This window comes from Ruegeria sp. BHSC029, assembly GCF_059613085.1.
In genome coordinates, this window is sequence record NZ_JBXWRU010000006.1 from 125,562 (window position 1) to 148,171 (window position 22,610).

Annotated in this window: 23 protein-coding genes; 9 read left to right on the forward strand and 14 right to left on the reverse strand. The window is 61.5% G+C overall.

The window, feature by feature from the left end; translation table 11 throughout:
- Positions 1–238 precede the first annotated feature (238 nt).
- The 11 genes from AC2FML_RS15565 to AC2FML_RS15615 form a co-directional block, all read right to left on the reverse strand.
- The gene (locus tag AC2FML_RS15565) at positions 239–379 is read right to left on the reverse strand and encodes a hypothetical protein (RefSeq protein WP_170343320.1); all 141 of its coding nucleotides are present in this window, start codon (positions 377–379) and stop codon (positions 239–241) included.
- 136 nt (positions 380–515) lie between these two features.
- Positions 516–1,295 carry a succinate dehydrogenase iron-sulfur subunit gene (locus AC2FML_RS15570; protein WP_170343321.1) on the reverse strand — a complete coding sequence of 260 codons (780 nt, stop codon included), beginning with the start codon at positions 1,293–1,295 and terminating at the stop codon, positions 516–518.
- Positions 1,283–2,836 (reverse strand): sulfotransferase, encoded by a 1,554-nt coding sequence (locus AC2FML_RS15575; RefSeq protein ID WP_496783805.1) that lies wholly within the window; start codon positions 2,834–2,836, stop codon positions 1,283–1,285. The genes AC2FML_RS15570 and AC2FML_RS15575 overlap by 13 nt, the downstream gene beginning before the upstream one ends.
- Before the next feature lie 159 nt (positions 2,837–2,995).
- Positions 2,996–4,801 (reverse strand): succinate dehydrogenase flavoprotein subunit, encoded by a 1,806-nt coding sequence (gene sdhA, locus AC2FML_RS15580; RefSeq protein WP_170391872.1) that lies wholly within the window; start codon positions 4,799–4,801, stop codon positions 2,996–2,998.
- Positions 4,802–4,820: 19 nt separating this feature from the next.
- A complete protein-coding gene (gene sdhD / locus AC2FML_RS15585; RefSeq protein WP_093963475.1) occupies positions 4,821–5,192 on the reverse strand; it encodes a succinate dehydrogenase, hydrophobic membrane anchor protein in 372 nt (123 codons plus the stop codon).
- 11 nt (positions 5,193–5,203) lie between these two features.
- Positions 5,204–5,590: a succinate dehydrogenase, cytochrome b556 subunit gene (gene sdhC, locus AC2FML_RS15590; RefSeq protein ID WP_170343324.1), complete on the reverse strand. Its 387-nt coding sequence runs from the start codon at positions 5,588–5,590 to the stop codon at positions 5,204–5,206.
- A gap of 215 nt (positions 5,591–5,805) precedes the next feature.
- Complete coding sequence (locus AC2FML_RS15595) at positions 5,806–6,468, reverse strand: DUF1194 domain-containing protein (RefSeq protein ID WP_496783806.1); 663 nt, start codon at positions 6,466–6,468, stop codon at positions 5,806–5,808.
- 60 nt (positions 6,469–6,528) lie between these two features.
- Positions 6,529–7,557 (reverse strand): MaoC family dehydratase, encoded by a 1,029-nt coding sequence (locus tag AC2FML_RS15600; RefSeq protein WP_496783807.1) that lies wholly within the window; start codon positions 7,555–7,557, stop codon positions 6,529–6,531.
- Complete coding sequence (locus AC2FML_RS15605; RefSeq protein ID WP_170343327.1) at positions 7,557–7,763, reverse strand: DUF1737 domain-containing protein; 207 nt, start codon at positions 7,761–7,763, stop codon at positions 7,557–7,559. The genes AC2FML_RS15600 and AC2FML_RS15605 overlap by 1 nt, the downstream gene beginning before the upstream one ends.
- Positions 7,764–7,775: 12 nt before the next feature.
- A complete protein-coding gene (locus tag AC2FML_RS15610; protein WP_496783808.1) occupies positions 7,776–8,330 on the reverse strand; it encodes an NnrU family protein in 555 nt (184 codons plus the stop codon).
- A 6-nt stretch (positions 8,331–8,336) separates the two neighbouring features.
- The gene (locus tag AC2FML_RS15615) at positions 8,337–9,194 is read right to left on the reverse strand and encodes an HpcH/HpaI aldolase/citrate lyase family protein (protein WP_496783809.1); all 858 of its coding nucleotides are present in this window, start codon (positions 9,192–9,194) and stop codon (positions 8,337–8,339) included.
- 169 nt (positions 9,195–9,363) lie between these two features.
- Between AC2FML_RS15615 and AC2FML_RS15620 the strand changes: the two genes are divergently transcribed.
- Positions 9,364–9,669: a hypothetical protein gene (locus tag AC2FML_RS15620; RefSeq protein WP_496783810.1), complete on the forward strand. Its 306-nt coding sequence runs from the start codon at positions 9,364–9,366 to the stop codon at positions 9,667–9,669.
- Positions 9,670–9,672: 3 nt separating this feature from the next.
- On the opposite strand, the gene AC2FML_RS15625 is transcribed toward AC2FML_RS15620, so the two are convergent.
- Complete coding sequence (locus AC2FML_RS15625) at positions 9,673–10,428, reverse strand: sulfite exporter TauE/SafE family protein (protein WP_170342199.1); 756 nt, start codon at positions 10,426–10,428, stop codon at positions 9,673–9,675.
- Between the two features lie 160 nt (positions 10,429–10,588).
- Here AC2FML_RS15625 and mdh point away from each other — a divergent pair, with 160 nt between their 5' ends.
- A complete protein-coding gene (gene mdh / locus AC2FML_RS15630; protein ID WP_170342201.1) occupies positions 10,589–11,551 on the forward strand; it encodes a malate dehydrogenase in 963 nt (320 codons plus the stop codon).
- A 104-nt stretch (positions 11,552–11,655) separates the two neighbouring features.
- Here the strand turns inward: mdh and AC2FML_RS15635 are convergent, their stop codons facing one another.
- On the reverse strand, positions 11,656–12,648 hold the full coding sequence (locus AC2FML_RS15635; RefSeq protein ID WP_496783811.1) for a zinc transporter ZntB: 993 nt from the start codon (positions 12,646–12,648) through the stop codon (positions 11,656–11,658).
- 372 nt (positions 12,649–13,020) lie between these two features.
- Here AC2FML_RS15635 and sucC point away from each other — a divergent pair, with 372 nt between their 5' ends.
- From sucC to lpdA, 7 genes are all read left to right on the forward strand, one after another.
- Positions 13,021–14,214, forward strand: a complete 1,194-nt coding sequence (gene sucC, locus AC2FML_RS15640; RefSeq protein WP_093963486.1) for an ADP-forming succinate--CoA ligase subunit beta — start codon at positions 13,021–13,023, stop codon at positions 14,212–14,214.
- An 84-nt stretch (positions 14,215–14,298) separates the two neighbouring features.
- The gene (gene sucD, locus AC2FML_RS15645) at positions 14,299–15,183 is read left to right on the forward strand and encodes a succinate--CoA ligase subunit alpha (protein ID WP_170360120.1); all 885 of its coding nucleotides are present in this window, start codon (positions 14,299–14,301) and stop codon (positions 15,181–15,183) included.
- A 44-nt stretch (positions 15,184–15,227) separates the two neighbouring features.
- The gene (locus AC2FML_RS15650) at positions 15,228–15,770 is read left to right on the forward strand and encodes a DUF805 domain-containing protein (RefSeq protein WP_496783812.1); all 543 of its coding nucleotides are present in this window, start codon (positions 15,228–15,230) and stop codon (positions 15,768–15,770) included.
- The gene (locus AC2FML_RS15655) at positions 15,767–18,721 is read left to right on the forward strand and encodes a 2-oxoglutarate dehydrogenase E1 component (protein WP_496783813.1); all 2,955 of its coding nucleotides are present in this window, start codon (positions 15,767–15,769) and stop codon (positions 18,719–18,721) included. The genes AC2FML_RS15650 and AC2FML_RS15655 overlap by 4 nt, the downstream gene beginning before the upstream one ends.
- Before the next feature lie 6 nt (positions 18,722–18,727).
- Positions 18,728–20,230, forward strand: coding sequence for a 2-oxoglutarate dehydrogenase complex dihydrolipoyllysine-residue succinyltransferase (odhB, locus tag AC2FML_RS15660; protein WP_496783814.1), 1,503 nt, complete (start codon positions 18,728–18,730; stop codon positions 20,228–20,230).
- A gap of 2 nt (positions 20,231–20,232) precedes the next feature.
- Entirely contained in the window at positions 20,233–20,502 is a 270-nt protein-coding gene (locus AC2FML_RS15665) for a hypothetical protein (protein WP_170342212.1), read from the forward strand.
- 72 nt (positions 20,503–20,574) lie between these two features.
- A complete protein-coding gene (gene lpdA, locus AC2FML_RS15670) occupies positions 20,575–21,963 on the forward strand; it encodes a dihydrolipoyl dehydrogenase (protein ID WP_496783815.1) in 1,389 nt (462 codons plus the stop codon).
- 18 nt (positions 21,964–21,981) lie between these two features.
- Here lpdA and AC2FML_RS15675 read toward each other — a convergent pair whose 3' ends face one another.
- Positions 21,982–22,560, reverse strand: a complete 579-nt coding sequence (locus tag AC2FML_RS15675; RefSeq protein ID WP_170436054.1) for a TetR/AcrR family transcriptional regulator — start codon at positions 22,558–22,560, stop codon at positions 21,982–21,984.
- Between the last annotated feature and the right edge of the window lie 50 nt (positions 22,561–22,610).

The following is a 22,610-nucleotide window of genomic DNA, read 5'->3' on the forward strand; positions in this document are numbered from 1 at the left end:
CTTATTTCCGTTCGCATCGCGTGGGCTGCGTCTCGGAGACGGAAACCGCCCCGCAATACGCACAACTCCACGTGCCGGCTTGCCTGTGCTGCCGCCACCGGCAGTCCCGGGTCAAAGAAGACGTGCGTGAACGCCAGACGAAATAGGCGAACACGCCGGCGCCGAGCAGAAGCAGAAGAACAGGCATTCCCCTGCTTCGCGCAATATGCTCCGGGACTCAAGACTTGGCTTGGAAAACTCAGGCCGCGTTGGCGTATTCAAACAGCTCAGGCTCTGCATCTTTTGCGGGCTTGACCGGCTCGGGCTCGTAGTAGGCCCAGGCTTGCTCAAGATACTCCAAGGCTTTGGCTGCGTCTGTTTTTTTGGATTCGTTCTTCATCGGAGTGATCCTGTTTCCAATCCGTCACTCCTCCCCGATACCAAACATAGTCTTGGCCGGGGCGGCCCACATCCAATGATTTCGCATGTGGGCCATGCACTTGCCGCAACGCGGCAAGCACGTTGGTCGTCATCCGTCAAACTGCGCGTTCGACCATCATCTTCTTGATCTCGGCAATCGCCTTGGCCGGGTTCAGACCCTTGGGGCAGGTCTTTGCGCAGTTCATGATCGTATGGCACCGATACAGCTTGAACGGATCCTCAAGCTGATCCAGACGCTCGCCGGTGGCCTCGTCGCGGCTGTCGATAATCCAGCGATAGGCATGCAGCAGCGCGGCGGGACCAAGGTACCGGTCGCCATTCCACCAATAGCTGGGGCACGAGGTCGAGCAGCTGGCGCACATGACGCATTCGTACAGACCATCCAGTTTTTTTCGGTCTTCGATCGACTGCTTCCATTCTTTTGCAGGGCGGTTGGTCTTGGTCTCCAGCCACGGCATGATCGAAGCGTGCTGCGCATAGAAATGTGTCAGATCCGGGATCAGGTCCTTGACCACCGGCATGTGCGGCAGCGGGTAGATCTTCACGTCGCCCTTGATCTCGTCCATGCCGTAGATGCAGGCCAACGTGTTGATCCCGTCGATGTTCATCGCGCAGGAACCGCAGATCCCCTCGCGGCACGACCGGCGGAAGGTCAGGGTCGGGTCGACCTTGTTCTTGATGTAGATCAGCGCATCCAGAACCATCGGCCCGCAATCGTCCATGTCGACGAAATAGGTGTCGACCCGAGGGTTCTGCCCGTCATCCGGATTCCAGCGGTAGATCTGGAACTTACGCACGTTGCTCGCGCCTTCCGGTTTCGGCCAAGTCTTGCCCGTCGTAATCCGGGAATTCGTAGGGAGGGTCAGTTGGACCATGAGACTACCTCTGTTTTGGCTGCGCGCTGAAGATTGTCTTTTGGAATGCCAGGCGCACCGATTTTCCAATCGGTAACACTGTCCAGCCCTTTGCGCAAAAGGCTGTCTTCTGGCCACATGCTGCCCAGCTTCACGTCGACTGCATGCTCAAATGCCATATAGCTCGCCGTTGACGGAAGGCGCTGGAATTGATCGACGGCATCTGCACGCACGGCCGAGCAATAGAGAACCTGGGCATATTCTGCGTCGCCCGCAGCATTCGCTGCTGACCTGCAAATTGCTTCTCGGTCGACGTCGCGCATTGCGATGCCCTCAGGGAAATGACTGTCAAAGCCCTGTACCGGGCGCAATTGATGATCATAGATGGCCAGCGGAACTCCATCCTGTCCAGGATGCACGGCGAACCCGATCTGGCCTCGGAAAACATGCAAACAGATCCCGTTCGGTGGCTTTTCCGTGGTTTCGGGCAGCTGTTCGCAATCGAAGAGAACACGTTGCAGAAGACAGAACTCGGAATGGCGCTGGGGTATGAGGATGTTCGGCAGCAGCCGGCCTTGAACAACCTCCTGCAAAACCGCCTCCAGCATGTCGGCTTCGACGGCCTTCCAATCGCGCGTTGCCGTTGTTCCATACAGCCCGTAGGACTTAATCGCGTTGACCGAGAAACCTACGTAAGGGGAAATCGCAGCGCGCAGCGCGTCAAGATGCGCTTCTTGGGACGGCACGATCAGAGTCCGCAACAGCGGACTGTAACGATCCGCGCGCGCGATCCGTCTCTGGCGGCGTCTGCTGATCTGATCGGCATCCAGCGCGGTTTTCGCGTGCATGCGGATTGCCTGCCCCTGATAAGAATTTCGGCGCGCCGGCGCCGGAACATTCAACAAGGCCTCGTCCAAGGTCAGTTCGGGCTTTTCCAACCCACGCTGTGCCTGGTTGATCAGGTTTAGATTGTGAAAGACTGTATGCGGTTCCGGCTCTCGGTTTTCGCTGCGGTTGCTGTGCTGAAACCCGCCATCAGAAGGCCGGTGCTCAAGAAACGCGGTAAAGTCCCGCCAATCATTGTCGGACCCGATGCGAAGATCGAGCAGACAATCCAAAGCGTCCTGCTGCTCAAAAAAGGCGATCACGCTGCGATTGTGATGCTCGTATTGCGAGATCAGATGTGCCTCATAGCCATGCGGGCATTTCACACCATATACGCTTTGCCTGATCTCGGCTGTCTGTGTCGTAACCGAGTGGCGCTTCATCGAGTTTACCCAAACCTCAGCCGAGCTCCGACGGGTCAAGATGTACTTGGCGTCTCGCCCGAAGTCCTGGAACAGATCGACATACATCAGCGACCAAGGCCAGTCCGCAAAGGCATCATGACTGGCGATCATCTCCCTGATCCGTTGAGAATAGCCGTTGCTCAAATACTCGTGCAGAGCATCGAGTGAGTAGCCCATCTTTCGGTAGCCCAATGTTTCGAAACCGATCTCCAAAGACGTGGTGGCCGTCTTTGGAAGACCGATCCCGAAAACCTTTGTGGCCCGCCCGCCCATCACCATTCCCCGACGGTGATGCCTGCACCAACAACTCGGCGCAGGTCTGTGGCCACGCAGACAAACGGGTGCTTCAAAGCACCACGTTTTTTGTCTATCCGGGTCAAGTTGGCAGGCATGTCAGCTCTTCGGTTTCAACGGGACTGGGTTCGACGCTCCTTAGAAGGTGCGCGCCTTGGGCGCGATCTTTTCAAGGCTGATACCGCCTTCAGCCTCGGTGCTCAGCGGATCGACGATGACCGGGCGATAGCTGAGTTCGACCCTGTTCCCGTCAACCCGGGACACGGTGTGAACACGCCAGTTTTCGTCATCGCGCTCGGTGAAGTCTTCGTGTGCATGAGCGCCGCGGGATTCCTTCCGCGCTTCGGCGCCGACGATTGTGGCAAGCGCGTTGGGCATCAGGTTGGTCAGTTCCAGCGTCTCCATCAAGTCGCTGTTCCAGATCAGGCTGCGATCCGTGACCTTGATGTCCTCCATCTTGGCCGCGATTGCAGTCATCTTCTCGACCCCTTCGGCCAGGGTCTTGGCCGTCCGGAACACCGCAGCATCCGCCTGCATGGTTTTCTGCATCTCAAGCCGCAGATCGGCCGTCGGGATTGCACCGCTGGCATTGCGCACCGCATCGAACCGATCAAACGCCTTGTCGACCGAGGCCTGGTTCAGGACCGGGTTGGGCGTTTCGGGGTCGACGACCTTGCCTGCCCGGATCGCCGCCGCGCGGCCAAAGACCACGAGGTCGATCAACGAGTTCGACCCCAACCGGTTCGCTCCGTGAACCGACGCGCAACCGGCTTCGCCGACGGCCATGAGGCCGGGCACGACGGCGTTCGGATCGTCGGCGGTCGGGTTCAACACCTCGCCCCAATAGTTGGTCGGAATACCGCCCATGTTGTAGTGCACGGTCGGAAGAACCGGGATCGGTTCCTTGGTGACATCCACGCCGGCGAAGATCTTTGCGCTTTCCGAGATGCCCGGCAAACGCTCATGCAGGGCTTCGGCAGGTAGATGGCTCAGGTTCAGGTGAATATGGTCGCCTTCGGGACCGACGCCGCGCCCTTCGCGGATTTCCATTGTCATCGAACGCGAGACATAGTCGCGCGGTGCGAGGTCCTTGTATTGGGGCGCGTAGCGCTCCATGAACCGTTCACCTTCCGAGTTGGTCAGATATCCACCTTCGCCGCGGGCGCCTTCGGTGATCAGGCAGCCCGAGCCGTAGATGCCGGTCGGGTGAAACTGCACGAATTCCATGTCCTGCAAGGCCAGGCCGGCACGGGCCACCATGCCGCCGCCGTCGCCGGTGCAGGTGTGGGCCGAGGTCGCGCTGAAATAGGCGCGGCCGTAACCGCCCGTGGCCAGAACCACCATCTTGGCGTTGAAGACATGCATGGTGCCGTCGTCTAGCTTCCAGCAGACAACGCCTTGGCACTGGCCGTCTTCGGACATGATCAGGTCAATGGCGAAATATTCGATGTAGAATTCCGCGTTGTTCTTCAGTGACTGCCCGTACAATGTGTGCAGAATCGCGTGACCGGTCCGGTCGGCAGCAGCACAGGTGCGCTGAACTGCGGGGCCCTCACCGAATTCGGTCGTGTGGCCACCAAAGGGACGCTGATAGATCTTGCCTTCTTCGGTGCGCGAGAACGGCACACCGTAATGCTCCAACTCATAGACGGCCTTGGGTGCCTCGCGCGCCAGGTATTCCATCGCGTCGGTGTCACCCAGCCAGTCCGAGCCCTTGACGGTGTCATACATGTGCCACTGCCAATGGTCGGGGCCCATGTTCGACAGCGACGCCGCAATGCCACCCTGCGCCGCAACGGTGTGCGAACGGGTCGGAAAAACCTTGGTTACACAAGCGGTGCGCAGACCTTGTTCGGCCATGCCGAGCGTGGCACGCAGACCGGCCCCACCGGCGCCGACCACGACCACGTCATATTCGTGCGTTTCGTATTCGTAAGCAGCCATTTCATCCAGCTCCGGGGTGTTAGAGGGCAATTCGGGCGACGGCGAAGATACCTGCGGCCGCGGCGCCATATGAGAGACACTTCACGAGAATGATCAGAACCTTTTCCATTGTGCCGTGCACATAGTCCTCGATCATCACCTGGGCACCATCAGCGAAATGCTTGAACCCGACGGCCAGCGTCAGGGCCGCCACGATCGCCGGGAATGGCCGCGAGTAATAGTCCAGCACCACGTCAAAGGGCTGTCCCAGCGTGGGGCCGAATGTGAAGACGAAAAGCGGGACAAGGATCAGCAGCGCAACCGAGCTGACCTTCATCGCCCAAAAGTGTTCGGTACCCGACTTGGCCGATCCCAGGCCTACGGCGCGTTTGCGGTCGGTAAGATAACGCATGTCAGCCTCCCTCAGGCAACGATCAACAGTGTCAGAAAAGTCAGCACGAAAGAGCCGATCACGACCGCCCAGCCCAGCTTGTAGGCTGTCGGGATATCCAGTCCGATCGCGTTGTCCCAGATCAGGTGCCGGATGCCGGCCAGCGTGTGGTACCAAAGACCCCAAAGCGACAGTGCCATGACCAAGTCCCCGAGGAGCGACGTGATCACACCATTGGCGCGATCAAAGGCTTCGGGCGACGTGGCTGCGGCCAGGAACCACCAGACGATCAACAGCGCGGCCACCAACATGGCGTTGCCGGTGATCCGGGTCAGGATGGAAGTGACAGAGGTCAACTGCGGACGATAGATCGACAGATGCGGCGATAGCGGGCGGTTCCCCCGATTGACATCGGCCATGGCGGCTCCTTTTGAGGTTGGCTACCGAAGTTTTTACTCCATTTTGCGACCCTGTCACGCGCTGCGCGTGCAAAAAAGATCAAATCACCCGCAATTCGGCCGATAATTCGGAAACGTGATCACACAAAATATTCTCGTGATCACAAAATGCATTCCAACCCTCCAATGTTAGCGTTTTCAAGGGTCAAGCAATGTGATCACGAATCTTTCTGCGCTCAGCGCAGATCGGCAGTCTGCCGCGTGACTTCACGCAGAAGTTTTTTCCGGATCCGTTCGGGATAGTCCTTGAACCCGGCAGCCGATACGACGAAGGCCCCTTCGCCGACTATGACGTTTTCAAAGAAATAGGCCGTCAGGTCTGGTTCGCTCTCCTCGATAGCAATTGCGTTCACCGTAATCCCCTGACGGCGCAAAAGGTCCCGGATCTCGGTGGGTTCAACCCCTTCGTTCGAGACGCCGTCTCCCGAGATGTCGATCAGATGACGCTTGCACTCGGGCACCTCGAGAAAGCTGTTCACGGTCATTTCCAGCGCCTCACCGATCGCGGTCGAGAAATTGCGCCAGACACGCGGATCGGCCGACACTTTTGCTGCAAACGCATCCAGTGCGTCGAACCCGTCAATTTTGGTCCAGGGGATGGTGATCCGCTGCCGCGAGGTCCCGGTCCATTGCACCAGCATCAACCGGGCCTGGCCGCGCACCAGCGCCTCGGACACGACCGCATCACGCAGTCCGGCCGCCAGGCCATCCATCTGGATGCGGTATTCCGAACTGTCGACCGAGCCGGACACATCTACGGCCAGCGCCAGCGCCAGTTCGCAGGCCGACGCCGGGCGGGCAAGGCAGAGCGCGGCAGCAAGGATACGCAGACAAGACATGAGCCGAACCTAGCACGGTTCGGCCCGGTCGGGATCACAAGACTGTGGGGGTCAGCCCGTTCAGATCGGCATCAGCGCCCAATAGTCCAGATCCAGCAGGGCGTCGGGGCTGTATTTTCCATCCGAGCCGCGCAGCGCAAAGGCCTCGCCGCCCTTGGTCGCCACCAGTCGCAACCGGATCGCACCCACGCCGGGCACGCCGGTTTCGGCCTTGTCCAGCACCTCGGACCACGCCTTGACGGTGTCTCCGGCGAAACAGGGGTTGGCATGGGCGCCGCCGTTCAGACCGACGATCATCTGCGCATTGGCCAGCCCGTTGAACGACAGCGCGCGCGCCATCGAGATCACATGGCCGCCATAGATCAGCCGGCCGTCGGGGCGGAAGGTCAGGTCGAAATGCACCTTGGCAGTGTTCTGCCACAAGCGGGTGGCCAGCATGTGCTCGGCCTCTTCCACGGTCACGCCGTCGACATGGTCGATGGTTTCGCCGATCTGGTAGTCTCCCCAGCGGTGCGGTTCACCGGCCAGAGCAAAGTCGTATTTGCTGAAATCCAGCCCGCTCGGCACCACGAGGTCGCCGGGCGCCAGCGCCTTTTTCAGGTCCGGCACCACGGTTTCGGGTGCCGGCGCATCCAGGTTCGATTTCCGCACCATCACCCAGCGCACATATTCGATCACCACTTCGTCGCGCTGATTCAGGCCGCGCGTGCGCACCCAGACCACGCCGGTCTTGCCGTTCGAGTTCTGTTTCAGCCCGATGACCTCGGTTTCCGACCGCAGGGTGTCACCGGGATAGACCGGCTGCAGCCAGCGCCCCTCGGCATAGCCCAAGTTCGCGACCGCGTTCAGCGAGATGTCCGGGACCGTCTTGCCGAACACCACATGGAACGCCGCCAGATCGTCGATCGGGCTTTGCGGCAGGCCGCAGCTCCGGGCGAACTCGTCCGAGGAATAGAGCGCGTGGCGCGCGGGATAGAGCGCATGATAGAGCGCGCGCTCGCCCACCGTCACGGTGCGGGGCACCGCGTGGTGCAGCACCTGCCCGATGGAGTAATCCTCGAAAAAGCGGCCCGGATTGGTCTTTGCCATTATTGCTGTCCCAGTTTCATGTCGGGGGAATAGTCGGCCGCGACCTCCTTGGTCACGGCCTGCGCACAGCGCATCTTGCTGGTGGACGGATCGAACGCATAGGCCGGAGAGCCGTGCAGCTCCCACCCTTTGGCCAGCGCCTCGGACACCTTGTGGCAGAAGTCCGAGGTGTCCTCTTCAGTCAGCAGTCGATAAAGTTTTGCCATCACATCACCTGCCTAGCCCGGGAACGGAGACGGGCCGACCAGCCCATGAATGTAGCCGATGATGCCCAGCAGCACGATCGAGGCCACGAAGAACATCGCGTCCTTGCCCAGCGTTCCGGGCTCGCCCGGGGTCCAGTCGGGCTCGGATTTGTTGATGACGATCACTTCGACCACGGCCCAGGCCAACAGGCCGCCGAACAAGATGATCGACGCCAGATCACCATTGACCAGCAGATGCGCAAAGGCCCAGAGCTTGAACCCGCCCAGCATCGGATGACGCACCTTGTTCAGCAGTCGGCCCTTGGTTCCGGCCGGGCTCATCATCCAGATCGCGATCAGCACCAGCAGGTTGTTGATGTGGATCATGAAGCTGGGCGGCACCCAGACATGGATGAAATCGGTCATGCGATAGCCGAAGATCATCAGCAGGATCGACACGACCAGCGCGCCCGCGACGGCGCCCTTTCCGGCGTCGCCCATGGCCGCACGGCGCGCGGGCATCAGGCGTTTGAACAGATGCGCGGTCCACCAAAGCGCCACACCGAGAATAAGAAGAACGAAGCCCATGCTGGCTTACCCCGCTTGCAAAGCTGATATCGCCTCTGCTTTTGCCAGAATTTCGCGGGCAGTTACAACGTGCAGGTTTTCCACGATCTTGCCATCGACCACGGCAACGCCCTGTCCCTTTGCCTCGACCTCTTCGAAGGCCGCGATCTGGCGGCGGGCCTGGTCGATCTCGGCCTCGGACGGGGCAAAGGCGGTGTTGGCGGTCTCGACCTGCGCGGGGTGGATCAGGGTCTTGCCGTCAAAGCCCATGTCGCGGCCCTGTGCACATTCGGCAGCCAGACCTTCGGTATCCTTGAAGGCGTTGTAGACGCCGTCGACGATCACCAGCCCCTCGGCCTTGGCGGCCAGCAGGCACAGGCCCAGCGAGGTCATCAGCGGCAGGCGGTCGGGGCGGAAGCGGGTCTGCAGTTCCTTCGCCAGATCGTTGGTGCCCATGACAAAGCCTGCCATCAGCGGATGCGCCGCGATCTCGGCCGCGTTCAGCATGCCGCGCGGGGTTTCCATCATCGCCCAGATCGGCAGATCGCCGGTGATCGCGGCCAGCGCATCCACGTCGGCGGCCGAGTTGACCTTGGGCAGCAGCACCACGTCGGCATCCATCTCGCGCACGGCCTCGGCATCGGCACGGCCCCAGTCGGTGTCGAGGCCGTTGATTCGAACGATCTTGACGCGTGGGCCGTATCCGCCCGTCGCCAGCGCGGCCTTTAGCGTTTCGCGTGCGTTCTCTTTTTCATCGGCGGCAACCGCGTCTTCCAGATCGAAGATGATGGCATCGACCGGCAGCGTACGCGCCTTGTCGAGCGCCCGCTCTTTGGAGCCGGGAATGTACAGAACAGAGCGGTAGGGGCGCTGGCGGGGGTCCATGGGAACCTCTCGTTGAAATAAAGTTGCGCAGAATGGGGCATTTTTTGCCGGAAACTTCAAGACCAAAATCGCCGCATTGCAGCATGTGACGCAACGCGCGGTGGTTTTACAGCAATTGCAGAGGGTTCCGGCAGCCTTGATCCGGTCAACAGGCAAATGGGGTCGGAAAATGAATCAGCGGTTGTTTCAGATGACGATGGGGCTGGGCATCATGGCGCTGGCGGCACAGCAGGTACAGGCGCAGACGCCGAACTGTGCGCCCCGGCCGGACGTGCTGCAGCGGCTGGCCGAGACCTATGGCGAGACCCGGCGCGGCATCGGCATGGCGCGGCAGGGTGCGGTGATGGAGGTCTTTGCCTCGGACGACACCGGCACCTGGACGATCACGGTGACCCTGCCCAACGGGCTGACCTGCCTGGTGGCCGCGGGCGAGGCCTATGAGGTGCTGGCCGAAGCTCTGCCGCCGAACACCTGAGGATCAGGTCAGCGCGTCCCAGATCAGCTTTGACCCGGTCAGGGTCAGCAGAACATAGGCGATGCCGAAGAACAGCCGCTCGGACATCATCCAATGGGCACGCACGCCCAGCCAGGCGCCAAGGATGGCAAAGGGGGTCAGCAGCAGGTCGGCCCAGGCGGTCTGCAGGGTGAACATGCCCAGATAGGCGTAGGGGACGAACTTGGCGATGTTGATGACCCAGAAGACCAGCACGGTGGTGGCCTGGAACTCGGTTTTCGTCAGGCGTTGCGACAGCAGGTAGACGGCGGCGGGCGGGCCGCCGGCGTGGCTGACAAAGCTGGTGAAGCCAGCGACCAGCCCGGCGAACAGCCCGGCCGGAGGCGGCAGGCGGTTGGCGAAACCGCGCACCCAGCCGCGGGATTGCGCCACATGCCAGACCACGAAGCCCACCGAGATGCCCCCGATCAGCAGGCGCAGCAGGTCTTCGTCGGTCGCCCGGTACAGCAGTGCGCCCAGCGCCACACCCGGCACTGCCCCCAGCATCAGCAGACGCGCGTCGGGCCAGTTCCACCGTTTCCAGTAGGGGCGCAGGGTGGCCAGGTCGATCACCATCAGGATCGGCAACATCAGCGCCAGCGCCTGCCCCGGATCAAGGATCAACGCCAGAATCGACGACGACGCAAAAGCCACGCCCGAGCCGAAGCCGCCCTTGGAAATGCCCGCAAAGATCACTGCCGGGATCGCCACGGCAAAAAACATCAGGTTCAATTCAACCATGCGGCGGCCCCGAAACGGCTTGTCCTGCGGGTGGTTTAGCGCAACCGGCGGGGGGCAGGCAAACGGTATGCGGTCGCATGCCGCGCCGCAGAACCCTTGCGCAACGGCGTTTTAGCGACTAGCAAAACCGCGATTTCAAAACCGACCGGAGACAATCCAAATGGCCAGACCCAAGATCGCGCTGATCGGCGCAGGTCAGATCGGGGGCACGCTTGCCCACCTCGCAGCAATGAAGGAACTGGGGGATGTCGTTCTGTTCGACATCGCCGAGGGCATCCCGGAAGGCAAGGCGCTGGACATCGCCGAATCCGGCCCGTCCGAGGGCTTTGACGCCAAGCTGAAAGGCACCCAATCCTACGAGGACATCGCCGGTGCCGATGTCTGCATCGTGACCGCCGGTGTGCCGCGCAAACCGGGCATGAGCCGCGACGACCTGCTGGGCATCAACCTGAAGGTCATGAAGTCGGTCGGTGAAGGCATCGCCGCCAATGCACCCGACGCCTTCGTCATCTGCATCACCAACCCGCTGGACGCGATGGTCTGGGCGCTGCGCGAATTCTCGGGCCTGCCCCACAACAAGGTCTGCGGCATGGCCGGCGTGCTGGACTCGGCCCGCTTCCGCCACTTCCTGGCCGAAGAGTTCGACGTATCGATGAAAGACGTCACCGCCTTCGTTCTGGGCGGCCATGGCGACACGATGGTACCGTCGGTTCGTTATTCGACCGTTGCGGGCATCCCGCTGCCCGATCTGGTCAAGATGGGCTGGACCACGCAAGAGAAGCTGGACGCCATCGTACAGCGCACCCGTGACGGCGGCGCCGAGATCGTCGGCCTGCTGAAGACCGGCTCGGCCTATTACGCGCCTGCAACCTCGGCGATCGAGATGGCCGAAGCCTATCTGAAGGATCAGAAGCGCGTTCTGCCCTGCGCCGCCTATTGCGATGGCGAGTTGGGCGTGAAGGGCATGTATGTGGGCGTCCCGACCGTGATCGGCGCCGGCGGAATCGAAAAGGTCGTCAACATCCAGCTCAATGAAGAAGAGCAGGCCGGTTTCGACAATTCGGTCAACGCCGTGAAAGGTCTGATCGAGGCCTGCAAGGGCATCGACAGCTCATTGGCCTGATACATTGATCGGATCTTTGGACCCCACCAAAGATCCGGCCAAAGGCATGACACCCTGCCCCGCTGGCTCCAACCGGCGGGGCATTCCTTTTGAGCCCTCGAGCTCTATCGGAACATCCCAAGCCACCTGGCTACTCCCAGAAGCATCCCGCCAAGTGCGACCAGCAAGGCGCAAACGACCCAGAACGCATGCGGACTTTCGGCGCCGGGAATGCCACCGACATTGATCCCCAGAACACCCGCCACCAGGCCCAGCGGCAGAAAGACAGCGCTGACCACTGACAGCACGAGCATACGGTTGTTCATACGTTCGGCCCGTTCATCCATCAGCTGATCGTGTATGATCTGAACCCGTTCCCGTACAGCCGCCAGATCCTCGCCGATCCGGTAGATGCGCTCCGAGGCTTCGCGCAACCGCGACCGGTCGTGAGCCTGCAGCCACGGCACGTCTTCGATCTCGAGCGTCGTCAGCGCGTCGCGCTGAGGGACCAGATACCGGCGCAGAACGATGGAGGACCTGCGGATCGCCGCCAGCTCGGCCCGGGAAATCTCGGCATTCGCCTCAAGAAGCGCCTCCTCGAGGTCATCCACACGTTCGTTCAGATCGGTGATCGCAGGTTCGGCCCTATCTGCCAGCCGCAAGGCCAAACGCGCGACGAAGTCACCCGGCGATTTCGGTGCCTGCCCGCGGTCGATTGCCGCCAGCATGTCCGCAACCGCATCCAAGGGGCGGCGCCAGACACCGATGATCTTGTTCTCCGTCAACCACAGCCTAACCGAGATCATGTCTTCGGGCGGTTGCCCTTCTTGCAGGTTCACTCCGCGCAGGTTCAGGATTACACCATCGCCATGGACGGTACAGCGGGGCCGGGTCTCGTCCGCCGTCAGAGCGTCGATCACGAACTCATCAAGCCCGCCGGCGCGTAGAAGCGGAACCGTGCCAGACGCTTCCAGCCTCAGGTGTTGCCAAGCGAACCGCCCCTCCGGTCCGGTCGGTATCCAGCTGGCAAATTCATCGGCGTCCAGTGACACAGCTTTGCCGGATCCGTCGAAGATCCAGGTCATGACATCGGGGAAATCTGGGTTCGGCACTGTCATCTGCTCGGAGCTTGTTCATGTTTGACCTGCCCGACCCAACCGGACCCACACAGGCCCGGTCAGATTAGCCAGCCTGCGAGAATGCGCCAAGCCCCGAAAGCCTGACAGGTCCGGTCCCGCCGCTTCGAACGCTACCGGAAATGTTGGCGCAAACGGGGTGCGAACACGGTCTTCGAATATGTTTTCAAAGCCTATTCTGACTCGCTCGAATCATTTTTTGGCACCGGTTTGTTTGTGATCACACCCCGAAAATGTGTGATCACAAATGCTGAAAATCTTCAGCAAATAACCCGATCCAGACAGAAAACCCTTTAATTTTTACCACTAGACACCCCTATAACGATCTAATCGCAGTCAGACGGGACAGTTTCGATGAACATTCACGAATATCAGGCCAAGGCTCTTCTTCGCAGCTATGGCGCTCCGGTCTCCGACGGACGTGCAGTTCTGCGCGCCGAGGAAGCCAAAACAGCCGCCGGTGAACTGGACGGCCCCCTTTGGGTGGTCAAGGCACAGATCCACGCGGGCGGCCGCGGCAAAGGTCACTTCAAAGAGGCCGATGCCGGTGAAAAAGGCGGTGTCCGTCTGACCAAATCGGTGGAAGAAGCCGCCGAAGAAGCCAAGAAGATGCTGGGCCGCACGCTGGTCACCCACCAGACCGGCCCCGTAGGCAAGCAGGTCAACCGCGTTTACATCGAGGCCGGATCGGGCATCGAGCGCGAGCTGTACCTGGCCCTGCTGGTGGACCGCCAGACCAGCCGCATCTCGTTCGTGTGCTCGACCGAAGGCGGTATGGACATCGAAGAAGTAGCCGCAGCGACGCCCGAGAAAATCCTGTCCTTCTCGGTTGACCCGGCCACTGGGTACCAGCCGTATCACGGCCGGCGCATCGCCTTCTCGCTGGGTCTGGAAGGCGCGCAGGTCAAGCAATGCGTGCGTCTGATGGGCATCCTGTACAAGGCCTTCGTCGAGAAGGACATGGAGATGCTGGAGATCAACCCGCTGATCGTAGCCGAAGGTGGCGACCTCAAGGTGCTGGATGCCAAGCTGAGCTTTGACGGCAACGCGGTCTACCGCCACCCCGACATCGCCGAACTGCGCGACACCACCGAGGAAGACCCCAAGGAACTGGAAGCCAGCAAATACGACCTGAACTACATCGCGCTGGACGGCGAGATCGGCTGCATGGTCAACGGTGCGGGTCTGGCGATGGCGACGATGGACATCATCAAGCTTTACGGTGCGGAGCCTGCCAACTTCCTCGACGTCGGCGGCGGCGCCACCAAAGAGAAAGTGACCGAGGCGTTCAAGATCATCACGTCTGATCCCAACGTCAAAGGCATCCTCGTCAACATCTTCGGCGGCATCATGCGCTGTGACGTCATCGCCGAGGGCGTGGTCGCCGCGGTGAAAGAGGTCGGCCTGCAGGTTCCGCTGGTCGTGCGTCTGGAAGGCACGAATGTCGAAAAAGGCAAAGAGATCATCAACACCTCTGGCCTGGACGTGATCGCGGCGGACAACCTGAAAGACGGTGCCGAGAAGATCGTGAAGGCAGTCAAAGGCTGAACCCGATAAATCAGGGCGGGTCGCGGCCCGCCATTCCGATGAATGCTGGCGGGTCAGATCCCGCCGAAAACAGGAGAACGCCAAATGGCAGTCCTCATCGACGAAAATACCAAAGTGATCTGTCAGGGCTTTACCGGCTCGCAGGGCACATTCCACTCTGAACAGGCCATCGCCTATGGCACCAAGATGGTCGGCGGTGTGACCCCGGGCAAAGGCGGGATGGAGCATCTGGGCCTGCCCGTGTTCAACTCGGTCCACGAAGCCAAGCACGTGACCGAAGCCAACGCCACCGTGATCTATGTGCCGCCTCCGTTTGCCGCGGATTCGATCCTCGAAGCCATCGACGCCGAGATGGAAGTGATCGTCTGCATCACCGAAGGCATCCCGGTTCTGGACATGATGAAGGTGAAGCGCGCGCTGGAAGGCAGCAAATCGCGCCTGATCGGCCCGAACTGTCCCGGCGTCATCACGCCCGACGCCTGCAAAATCGGCATCATGCCCGGCCACATCCACAAGCGTGGCTCGGTCGGCGTCGTGTCGCGTTCCGGCACCCTGACCTATGAGGCGGTCAAGCAGACCACCGATGTGGGTCTGGGCCAGTCCACCTGCGTGGGCATAGGCGGCGACCCAATCAAAGGCACCGAGCATATCGACGTGCTGGAATGGTTCCTGGCCGATGACGAGACCGAGTCGATCATCATGATCGGCGAGATCGGCGGCTCGGCTGAGGAAGAAGCCGCGCAGTTCCTGGCGGATGAGGCCAAGAGGGGCCGCAAGAAGCCCGTTGCCGGTTTCATCGCCGGCCGCACGGCGCCTCCGGGCCGCCGCATGGGCCACGCGGGCGCGATTGTTGCCGGCGGCAAAGGAGGTGCCGAGGACAAGATCGAAGCCATGCGCAGCGCCGGCATCGTCGTGGCCGAAAGCCCGGCGCAGCTGGGTGAGGCTGTGCTGGAAGCAATCGGCAAGTAAACCGCCGGCCCCTTGCGTGGGCTGGCCTCAGCGGAGCGAAACACATGACCTTCAACGAAGCCGTCAAAACGTGTTTCTCCAAATACTTCACATTCTCGGGGCGGGCCTCTCGCCCCGAGTATTGGTATTTTTTTCTGTTCATTCTGGTCTGGAGCGCAATCGCCACGGTGATCGACTGGCATTTCTTCGGGCAGGTCACGACCGTGCAATCCGAAGGCTCGGTCGAGGTGACCGCAACATCCAGCCAGCCGGTGCAGAGCATCGTGTCACTGATCGTGTTCTTTCCGCATCTGACCGTGGCGTGGCGGCGCATGCATGACACCGGGCGCAACGGTCTCTACGCGCTGCTGCCGATCCTTTTGATCCTTGGGGCTTTTGCCGTTCTGGTCTTCGGCATCGGCCTCGCCTCAAGCTTCCAGCATGGCGGAAGCCTCGACATCCTGTTCACGCGCGCCACGCTGCTGATCGTCATTCCGACACTGCTTGTTCTTCTGGTGTCGCCCCTCCTGGTTCTGTGGTGGCTGTCCCGCCCCAGCCAGCCAGGCACCAACAAATACGGTCCCAACCCATATGAGGTAACCCAATGACCGAACACTCGCCCAATTCTGCCTTCCATGCCTCGAGCTTCATGCAGGGGCACAATGCCGAGTACCTGGAGCAGCTATACGCCCAGTACACAAAGGATCCCGGCGCGATCGATGCGGCCTGGGCCGAGTTTTTCCGGCAGATGGGAGACGCGGCACCGGACGTCCAGAAAGAGGCCGAAGGGCCGTCGTGGGCGCGCCCCGACTGGCCACCGATGCCGAATGATGACCTGACCGGCGCCCTGACCGGCGAGTGGATCGAGGTCGACGCCAAGGCAGCTGGCAACAAGATCAAGGAAAAGGCCGCCAAGGCAGGGGTTGATGTCAGTGACGAACAGATCAAGCGCGCCGTGCTGGATTCGATCCGCGCGCTGATGCTGATCCGGGCCTATCGGATCCGGGGTCACCTGGCCGCTGATCTGGACCCGCTTGGCATGCGCGCCGCGACCAACCATCCCGAGTTGGACCCCAAGACCTATGGCTTTACCGATGCCGACATGGACCGGCCGATCTTTATCGACAACGTGCTGGGTCTGCAGATGGCCAGCATGCGCCAGATCGTCGAGATCGTGAAGCGCACCTATTGCGGCACTTTCGCGCTGCAGTACATGCACATCTCGAACCCCGAGGAGGCCGCCTGGCTGAAAGAGCGGATCGAAGGTTATGGCAAGGAAATCTCGTTCACGCGGGAAGGCCGCAAGGCGATCCTGAACAAGATGGTCGAGGCCGAGGGCTTTGAGAAGTTCCTGCATGTGAAATACATGGGCACCAAGCGGTTCGGTCTGGACGGGGGCGAGGCGCTGATCCCCGCGATGGAACAGATCATCAAGCGTGGCGGCGCCCTGGGCCTGAGCGATATCGTGATCGGCATGCCGCACCGCGGACGTCTGAACATCCTGGCCAACGTGATGGGCAAACCCTACCGCGCCATCTTCAACGAGTTCCAGGGCGGTAGCTTCAAGCCCGAGGACGTGGATGGGTCGGGCGACGTGAAATATCACCTCGGTGCGTCCAGCGACCGTGAGTTCGACGGCAACACCGTGCACCTGTCGCTGACTGCGAACCCGTCCCACCTCGAAGCCGTGAACCCGGTTGTTCTTGGCAAGGTCCGCGCCAAGCAGGACCAGCTTGGCGACACCGATCGCAGCAAGGTCATGGGCATTCTTCTCCACGGCGACGCGGCTTTTGCCGGCCAGGGTGTCGTGGCCGAAGGCTTTGGCCTGTCTGGTCTGCGCGGTCACAAGACCGGCGGCACCATGCATATCGTGGTGAACAATCAGATCGGCTTTACCACTGCGCCGCATTTCTCGCGGTCGAGCCCGTACCCGACCGATATCGCGCTGATGGTCGAGGCGCCGATCTTCCACGTGAACGGCGACGACCCCGAGGCGGTGGTACACGCGGCCAAGGTCGCGACCGAGTTCCGCCAGAAGTTCCACAAGGACGTGGTCATCGACATCTTCTGCTACCGCCGGTTCGGTCACAACGAGGGCGATGAGCCCATGTTCACCAACCCGATCATGTACAAGAAGATCAAGACCCACAAAACCACGCTGTCGCTGTACACCGAGCGGCTGGTCATGGACGGTCTGATCCCTGAGGGTGAGATCGAGGACATGAAGGCCGCCTTCCAGGCGCATCTGAACGACGAGTTCGAGGCCGGTAAGGACTACAAACCCAACAAGGCCGACTGGCTGGATGGCCGGTGGTCGCATCTGGACAAGAACAAGGAAGAATATGTCCGCGGCGACACCGCAATCACGCCGGATACGCTGGCCGAGGTCGGTAAGGCGCTGGTGACGGTGCCCGATGGCTTTGCACTGCACAAGACGGTGGGCCGCCTTCTTGAACACAAGAAACAGATGTTCGAAACCGGTCAGGGATTTGACTGGGCCACCGGCGAGGCGCTGGCCTTCGGGTCTTTGCTGACCGAGGGCTATCCGGTACGCCTGTCGGGGCAGGACGCTACCCGCGGCACTTTCAGCCAACGCCACTCGGGCTTCATCAACCAGGAGACCGAGGAGCGCTACTATCCCCTGAACCACATCCGCGCCGGACAGTCGCAGTACGAAGTGATCGACTCGATGCTGTCGGAGTACGCGGTGCTGGGCTTCGAATACGGCTATTCGCTGGCCGAGCCCAACGCGCTGGTTCTGTGGGAGGCCCAGTTCGGCGATTTCGCCAACGGCGCGCAGATCATGTTCGACCAGTTCATTAGCTCGGGCGAAAGCAAATGGTTGCGCATGTCCGGTCTGGTCTGCCTGCTGCCGCACGGGTTCGAGGGGCAAGGCCCCGAGCACTCGTCGGCGCGACTGGAGCGGTTCCTGCAGATGTGCGGCCAGGACAACTGGATCGTCGCCAACTGCACCACGCCTGCGAACTATTTCCACATCCTGCGCCGTCAGCTGCACCGCACTTTCCGCAAGCCGCTGATCCTGATGACGCCCAAATCATTGCTGCGCCACAAGCTGGCGATCAGCAATGCCGAGGACTTCACCACCGGGTCCAGCTTCCACCGGGTGCTGTGGGACGACGCGCAAAAAGGCAACTCGGACACCCAGCTGGTGCCCGACGACAAGATCAAGCGCGTGGTGATGTGTTCGGGCAAGGTCTACTACGACCTGCTTGAAGAACGCGATGCGCGCGGGATCGACGACGTCTATCTGCTGCGGATCGAGCAATACTATCCGTTCCCGGCCCATTCGCTGATCAACGAGCTTGAGCGGTTCAAACAGGCCGAGATGGTCTGGTGCCAGGAAGAGCCCAAGAACCAGGGTGCCTGGGGATTCATTGAACCCAATATCGAATGGGTCCTGTCCCGCATCGGCGCCAAGCATACCCGGCCGATCTATGCCGGCCGCGCCACCTCGGCCTCGCCCGCGACGGGTCTGGCCAGCCAACACAAAGCCCAACAAGAAGCGCTGGTGAACGAAGCGCTGACCATTGAAGGATAATTAACGATGACGATTGAAGTTCGTGTTCCCACGCTGGGCGAGTCCGTCACCGAAGCCACGGTCGCAACCTGGTTCAAGAAACCCGGCGATGCCGTCGCCGTGGATGAGATGCTGTGCGAGCTTGAGACGGACAAGGTCACCGTCGAGGTTCCGTCGCCCGCAACCGGCGTGATGGGCGAGATCGTAGCCGCCGAAGGTGAGACGGTCGGCGTTGATGCGCTGTTGGCAACGATCCAGGCCGGTGAGGGTGCGGCCCCCGCTCCAAAAGCTGAAGCCGCGCCGGCAGCGGCACCTGCGGCCTCGGGCGGCAGCGTCGACGTGATGGTTCCGACACTGGGTGAGTCCGTCACCGAAGCGACAGTATCGACCTGGTTCAAGAAGGTCGGCGATACCGTCGCACAGGACGAAATGCTGTGCGAGTTGGAGACCGACAAGGTCTCGGTTGAGGTCCCGGCTCCGGCTGCGGGTGTACTCGCGGAGATCGTGGCCCCCGAGGGCGAGACGGTCGACGCGACCGCCAAGCTTGCCGTGATCTCGGGCGCTGAAGCAGGTGCCGCACCGGCTGCGCAAGCCGCGGCAGCCCCTGCCCCCGCAGCAGCCGCAACCGGCAAAGACGTGGCCAATGCGCCGTCGGCCGAAAAGGCCATGGCCGAAGCCGGCCTGTCGGCCGATCAGGTCACCGGCACCGGCCGCGATGGTCGCATCATGAAGGAAGACGTGGCCCGCGCCGTCGCAACCGCCGCTGCCCCTGCCGCGGCGGCACCGGCACCGGCCGCAGCCCCGCGCGCGCCCGTCGCCGCCGAGGACGCCGCCCGCGAGGAACGCGTGCGCATGACGCGCCTGCGCCAGACCATCGCCAAGCGTTTGAAGGACGCGCAGAACACTGCCGCGATCCTGACCACCTACAACGAGGTGGACATGACCGAGGTGATGGCCCTCCGCAATCAGTACAAGGAACAGTTCGAGAAGAAGCACGGGGTGCGCCTGGGCTTTATGTCCTTCTTCACCAAGGCCTGCTGCCACGCCCTGAAAGAGGTGCCCGAGGTCAATGCCGAGATCGACGGCAATGACATCGTCTACAAGAACTACGTCCACATGGGCGTGGCCGCCGGCACTCCGCAGGGCCTCGTGGTTCCGGTGATCCGCGATGCGGACCGCATGTCGTTCGCCGAGATCGAGAAAGCCATCGCCGAGAAGGGCAAACGCGCCCGTGACGGCAAGCTGAGCATGGCCGAAATGCAGGGCGGCACCTTCACCATCTCGAATGGCGGCGTCTATGGCTCGCTGATGTCCTCTCCGATCCTGAATCCCCCGCAGTCGGGCATTCTGGGCATGCACAAGATTCAGGAACGTCCGATGGTCATCAATGGCGAGATCAAGATCCGTCCGATGATGTATCTGGCGCTGTCCTATGACCACCGCATCGTCGACGGCAAGGGCGCGGTCACCTTCCTGGTGCGCGTGAAAGAGGCGCTGGAAGACCCGCGCCGTCTGCTGATGGATCTGTGATCATGGCGACGCACGTACTCTGGCAGGCAGACGTGGCCGATTTCGACGCCTGGCTGAAGGTGTTCCGCGAGGACAAGCCGATGCGCAAGGCGGCCGGGATTGTCGATCTGCACGTCTGGAAAGACCCCGAACAGCGCGATCATGCGGTTGCCCTGTTCGAGATTACCGATCTGGACCGGGCCCAGAGCTTCATCGAATCGGAAGAGCTGGCCATGCACCATGAACGTGGCGGCGTCGCACATATTCAGGTGAAGGTTCTGACACCCGTCTGAACAGGCACCCAGGCGATCCACCCCGTGGGTCGCCTTTTCAAAAAGAACACTCCGCGGATTTGGGAGAACAAAATGGCTAACTATGACGTCATCGTAATCGGCGCCGGTCCCGGCGGCTATGTCTGCGCCATCCGCTGCGCGCAGCTGGGCCTGAAAACCGCCGTCGTCGAAGGGCGCGAGACGCTGGGCGGCACCTGTCTGAACGTGGGCTGCATTCCGTCCAAGGCGCTGCTGCATGCCAGCCATCAGCTGCACGAGGCCGAGCACAATTTTGCCAAGATGGGCCTCCAGGGCAAAAGCCCCTCGGTCGACTGGAAACAGATGCTGGCCTACAAGCAGGACGTGATCGACACCAACACCAAAGGCGTCGAGTTCCTGTTCAAGAAGAACAAGATCGACTGGCTCAAGGGCTGGGGCTCGATCCCGGCGGCGGGCAAGGTCAAGGTCGGTGATGAGGTGCATGAGGCCAAGAACATCATCATCGCCTCCGGCTCCGAGGCGGCGTCGCTGCCCGGCGTCGAGGTCGACGAAAAGGTCGTCGTGACCTCGACCGGCGCGCTGGAGCTGGGCAAGATCCCGAAAAAGCTGGTGGTGATCGGCGCAGGCGTGATCGGGCTGGAACTGGGCTCGGTCTATCAGCGTCTGGGCGCCGAGGTGACGGTGATCGAATATCTGGACGTCATCACCCCGGGCATGGACCCCGAGGTGCAGAAGACCTTCCAGCGCATCCTGAAAAAACAGGGCCTGAACTTCGTCATGGGCGCCGCCGTGCAAAAGACCGAGGCCACCAAGACCAAGGCCAAGGTGACCTACAAGCTGCGCAAGGATGACAGCGAGCACGTGATCGAGGCCGACACCGTTCTGGTCGCCACCGGGCGCAAGCCGTTCCATGACGGGCTGGGTCTGGAGGCGCTGGGGGTCGAGCTGACTCCGCGCGGCCAGATCAAGGTCGGCAAGGACTGGCAGACCAACGTGCCGGGCATCTACGCCATCGGCGACGTGATCGAAGGCCCGATGCTGGCCCACAAGGCCGAGGACGAAGGCATGGCCGCCGCCGAAGTGGTCGCGGGCAAGCATGGGCACGTGAACTATGGCGTCATTCCGGGCGTGATCTACACCTGGCCCGAGGTCGCCAATGTCGGCGAGACCGAAGCCACCCTCAAGGAGCAGGGCCGCGCCTACAAGGTGGGCAAGTTCAGCTTCATGGGCAATGGCCGCGCCAAGGCGAACTTTGCTGCCGACGGGTTCGTAAAGATCCTGGCCGACAAGGAGACCGACCGCATCCTGGGCTGCCACATCATCGGCCCCGGCGCGGGCGACCTGATCCACGAGGTCTGCGTTGCGATGGAGTTCGGCGCCTCGGCCGAGGATCTGGCGCTGACCTGCCACGCGCACCCGACCTATTCCGAGGCCGTGCGCGAAGCGGCGCTGGCCTGCGGCGATGGTCCGATCCACGCCTGATGAGTTCGGCTCCGGCGGTCAGGCCGCCGGAGTCAGCCACGCCCGCAGATAGGTTTCCAGCCGGTCGGTGAATGTGGTCGCCGAATGCAGGGCGCAGAATTTCAGTGACATGGCCTGGATGGCAAAGGCCTGCACGCCCTCGGCCAGCAGGTCAGTCGACACGTCCTGTCTAACCTCGGCCTGATCCAGCCACATCATCACGATCCGGAAGTATTTCTCGAAGCAATAGGCGATCGGCCCGATTTCAGAGATCGCGGCGGCACCGGAATAACGGATCAGCAGGTCGAACACATAGCGTTCGGACATCATGAAATCATGCACAGGGGCCAGGGCCACTATAATCTGCGGCACGGTATTCGGCGTTTCCGACGCCTGCGCCTGATCCAGACAGGAGTCCAGTTTTTCGCCGATCAGGATCTCCATCAGCGCGTCCTTGTCGTGGAAATGGGCAAAGAAGGTGCCCTTGGCCACACCGGCGGCCTGTACCACCTCTTCCACGCGCAACGCCTGGTATCCGTTTTTCTGCACCACGTCCGCCGCCGCCTGTAGCAGCTTGGCGCGGGTCTTCAGGGTTCGTTTCTGAATCGTCTTCTGCATTAGGCTTGTTCGCATGTTTTTTGACCGTGGTCAAATTTAATATTGACCGT

What these genes read in the sequence shown, in the direction of transcription:
- AC2FML_RS15675 (WP_170436054.1), bottom strand. Translation starts at nt 22,560, where the DNA reads ATGCAGAAGACGATTCAGAAACGAACCCTGAAGACCCGCGCCAAGCTG.
- sucC (WP_093963486.1), top strand. Translation starts at nt 13,021, where the DNA reads ATGAACATTCACGAATATCAGGCCAAGGCTCTTCTTCGCAGCTATGGC.
- AC2FML_RS15600 (WP_496783807.1), bottom strand. Translation starts at nt 7,557, where the DNA reads ATGGCAAAGACCAATCCGGGCCGCTTTTTCGAGGATTACTCCATCGGG.
- sucD (WP_170360120.1), top strand. Translation starts at nt 14,299, where the DNA reads ATGGCAGTCCTCATCGACGAAAATACCAAAGTGATCTGTCAGGGCTTT.
- AC2FML_RS15615 (WP_496783809.1), bottom strand. Translation starts at nt 9,194, where the DNA reads ATGGACCCCCGCCAGCGCCCCTACCGCTCTGTTCTGTACATTCCCGGC.
- odhB (WP_496783814.1), top strand. Translation starts at nt 18,728, where the DNA reads ATGACGATTGAAGTTCGTGTTCCCACGCTGGGCGAGTCCGTCACCGAA.
- sdhC (WP_170343324.1), bottom strand. Translation starts at nt 5,590, where the DNA reads ATGGCCGATGTCAATCGGGGGAACCGCCCGCTATCGCCGCATCTGTCG.
- AC2FML_RS15655 (WP_496783813.1), top strand. Translation starts at nt 15,767, where the DNA reads ATGACCGAACACTCGCCCAATTCTGCCTTCCATGCCTCGAGCTTCATG.
- lpdA (WP_496783815.1), top strand. Translation starts at nt 20,575, where the DNA reads ATGGCTAACTATGACGTCATCGTAATCGGCGCCGGTCCCGGCGGCTAT.
- AC2FML_RS15635 (WP_496783811.1), bottom strand. Translation starts at nt 12,648, where the DNA reads ATGACAGTGCCGAACCCAGATTTCCCCGATGTCATGACCTGGATCTTC.
- AC2FML_RS15575 (WP_496783805.1), bottom strand. Translation starts at nt 2,836, where the DNA reads ATGGGCGGGCGGGCCACAAAGGTTTTCGGGATCGGTCTTCCAAAGACG.
- AC2FML_RS15625 (WP_170342199.1), bottom strand. Translation starts at nt 10,428, where the DNA reads ATGGTTGAATTGAACCTGATGTTTTTTGCCGTGGCGATCCCGGCAGTG.
- mdh (WP_170342201.1), top strand. Translation starts at nt 10,589, where the DNA reads ATGGCCAGACCCAAGATCGCGCTGATCGGCGCAGGTCAGATCGGGGGC.
- AC2FML_RS15565 (WP_170343320.1), bottom strand. Translation starts at nt 379, where the DNA reads ATGAAGAACGAATCCAAAAAAACAGACGCAGCCAAAGCCTTGGAGTAT.
- AC2FML_RS15595 (WP_496783806.1), bottom strand. Translation starts at nt 6,468, where the DNA reads ATGTCTTGTCTGCGTATCCTTGCTGCCGCGCTCTGCCTTGCCCGCCCG.
- AC2FML_RS15650 (WP_496783812.1), top strand. Translation starts at nt 15,228, where the DNA reads ATGACCTTCAACGAAGCCGTCAAAACGTGTTTCTCCAAATACTTCACA.
- AC2FML_RS15610 (WP_496783808.1), bottom strand. Translation starts at nt 8,330, where the DNA reads ATGGGCTTCGTTCTTCTTATTCTCGGTGTGGCGCTTTGGTGGACCGCG.
- AC2FML_RS15605 (WP_170343327.1), bottom strand. Translation starts at nt 7,763, where the DNA reads ATGGCAAAACTTTATCGACTGCTGACTGAAGAGGACACCTCGGACTTC.
- AC2FML_RS15665 (WP_170342212.1), top strand. Translation starts at nt 20,233, where the DNA reads ATGGCGACGCACGTACTCTGGCAGGCAGACGTGGCCGATTTCGACGCC.
- AC2FML_RS15570 (WP_170343321.1), bottom strand. Translation starts at nt 1,295, where the DNA reads ATGGTCCAACTGACCCTCCCTACGAATTCCCGGATTACGACGGGCAAG.
- AC2FML_RS15620 (WP_496783810.1), top strand. Translation starts at nt 9,364, where the DNA reads ATGAATCAGCGGTTGTTTCAGATGACGATGGGGCTGGGCATCATGGCG.
- sdhA (WP_170391872.1), bottom strand. Translation starts at nt 4,801, where the DNA reads ATGGCTGCTTACGAATACGAAACGCACGAATATGACGTGGTCGTGGTC.
- sdhD (WP_093963475.1), bottom strand. Translation starts at nt 5,192, where the DNA reads ATGCGTTATCTTACCGACCGCAAACGCGCCGTAGGCCTGGGATCGGCC.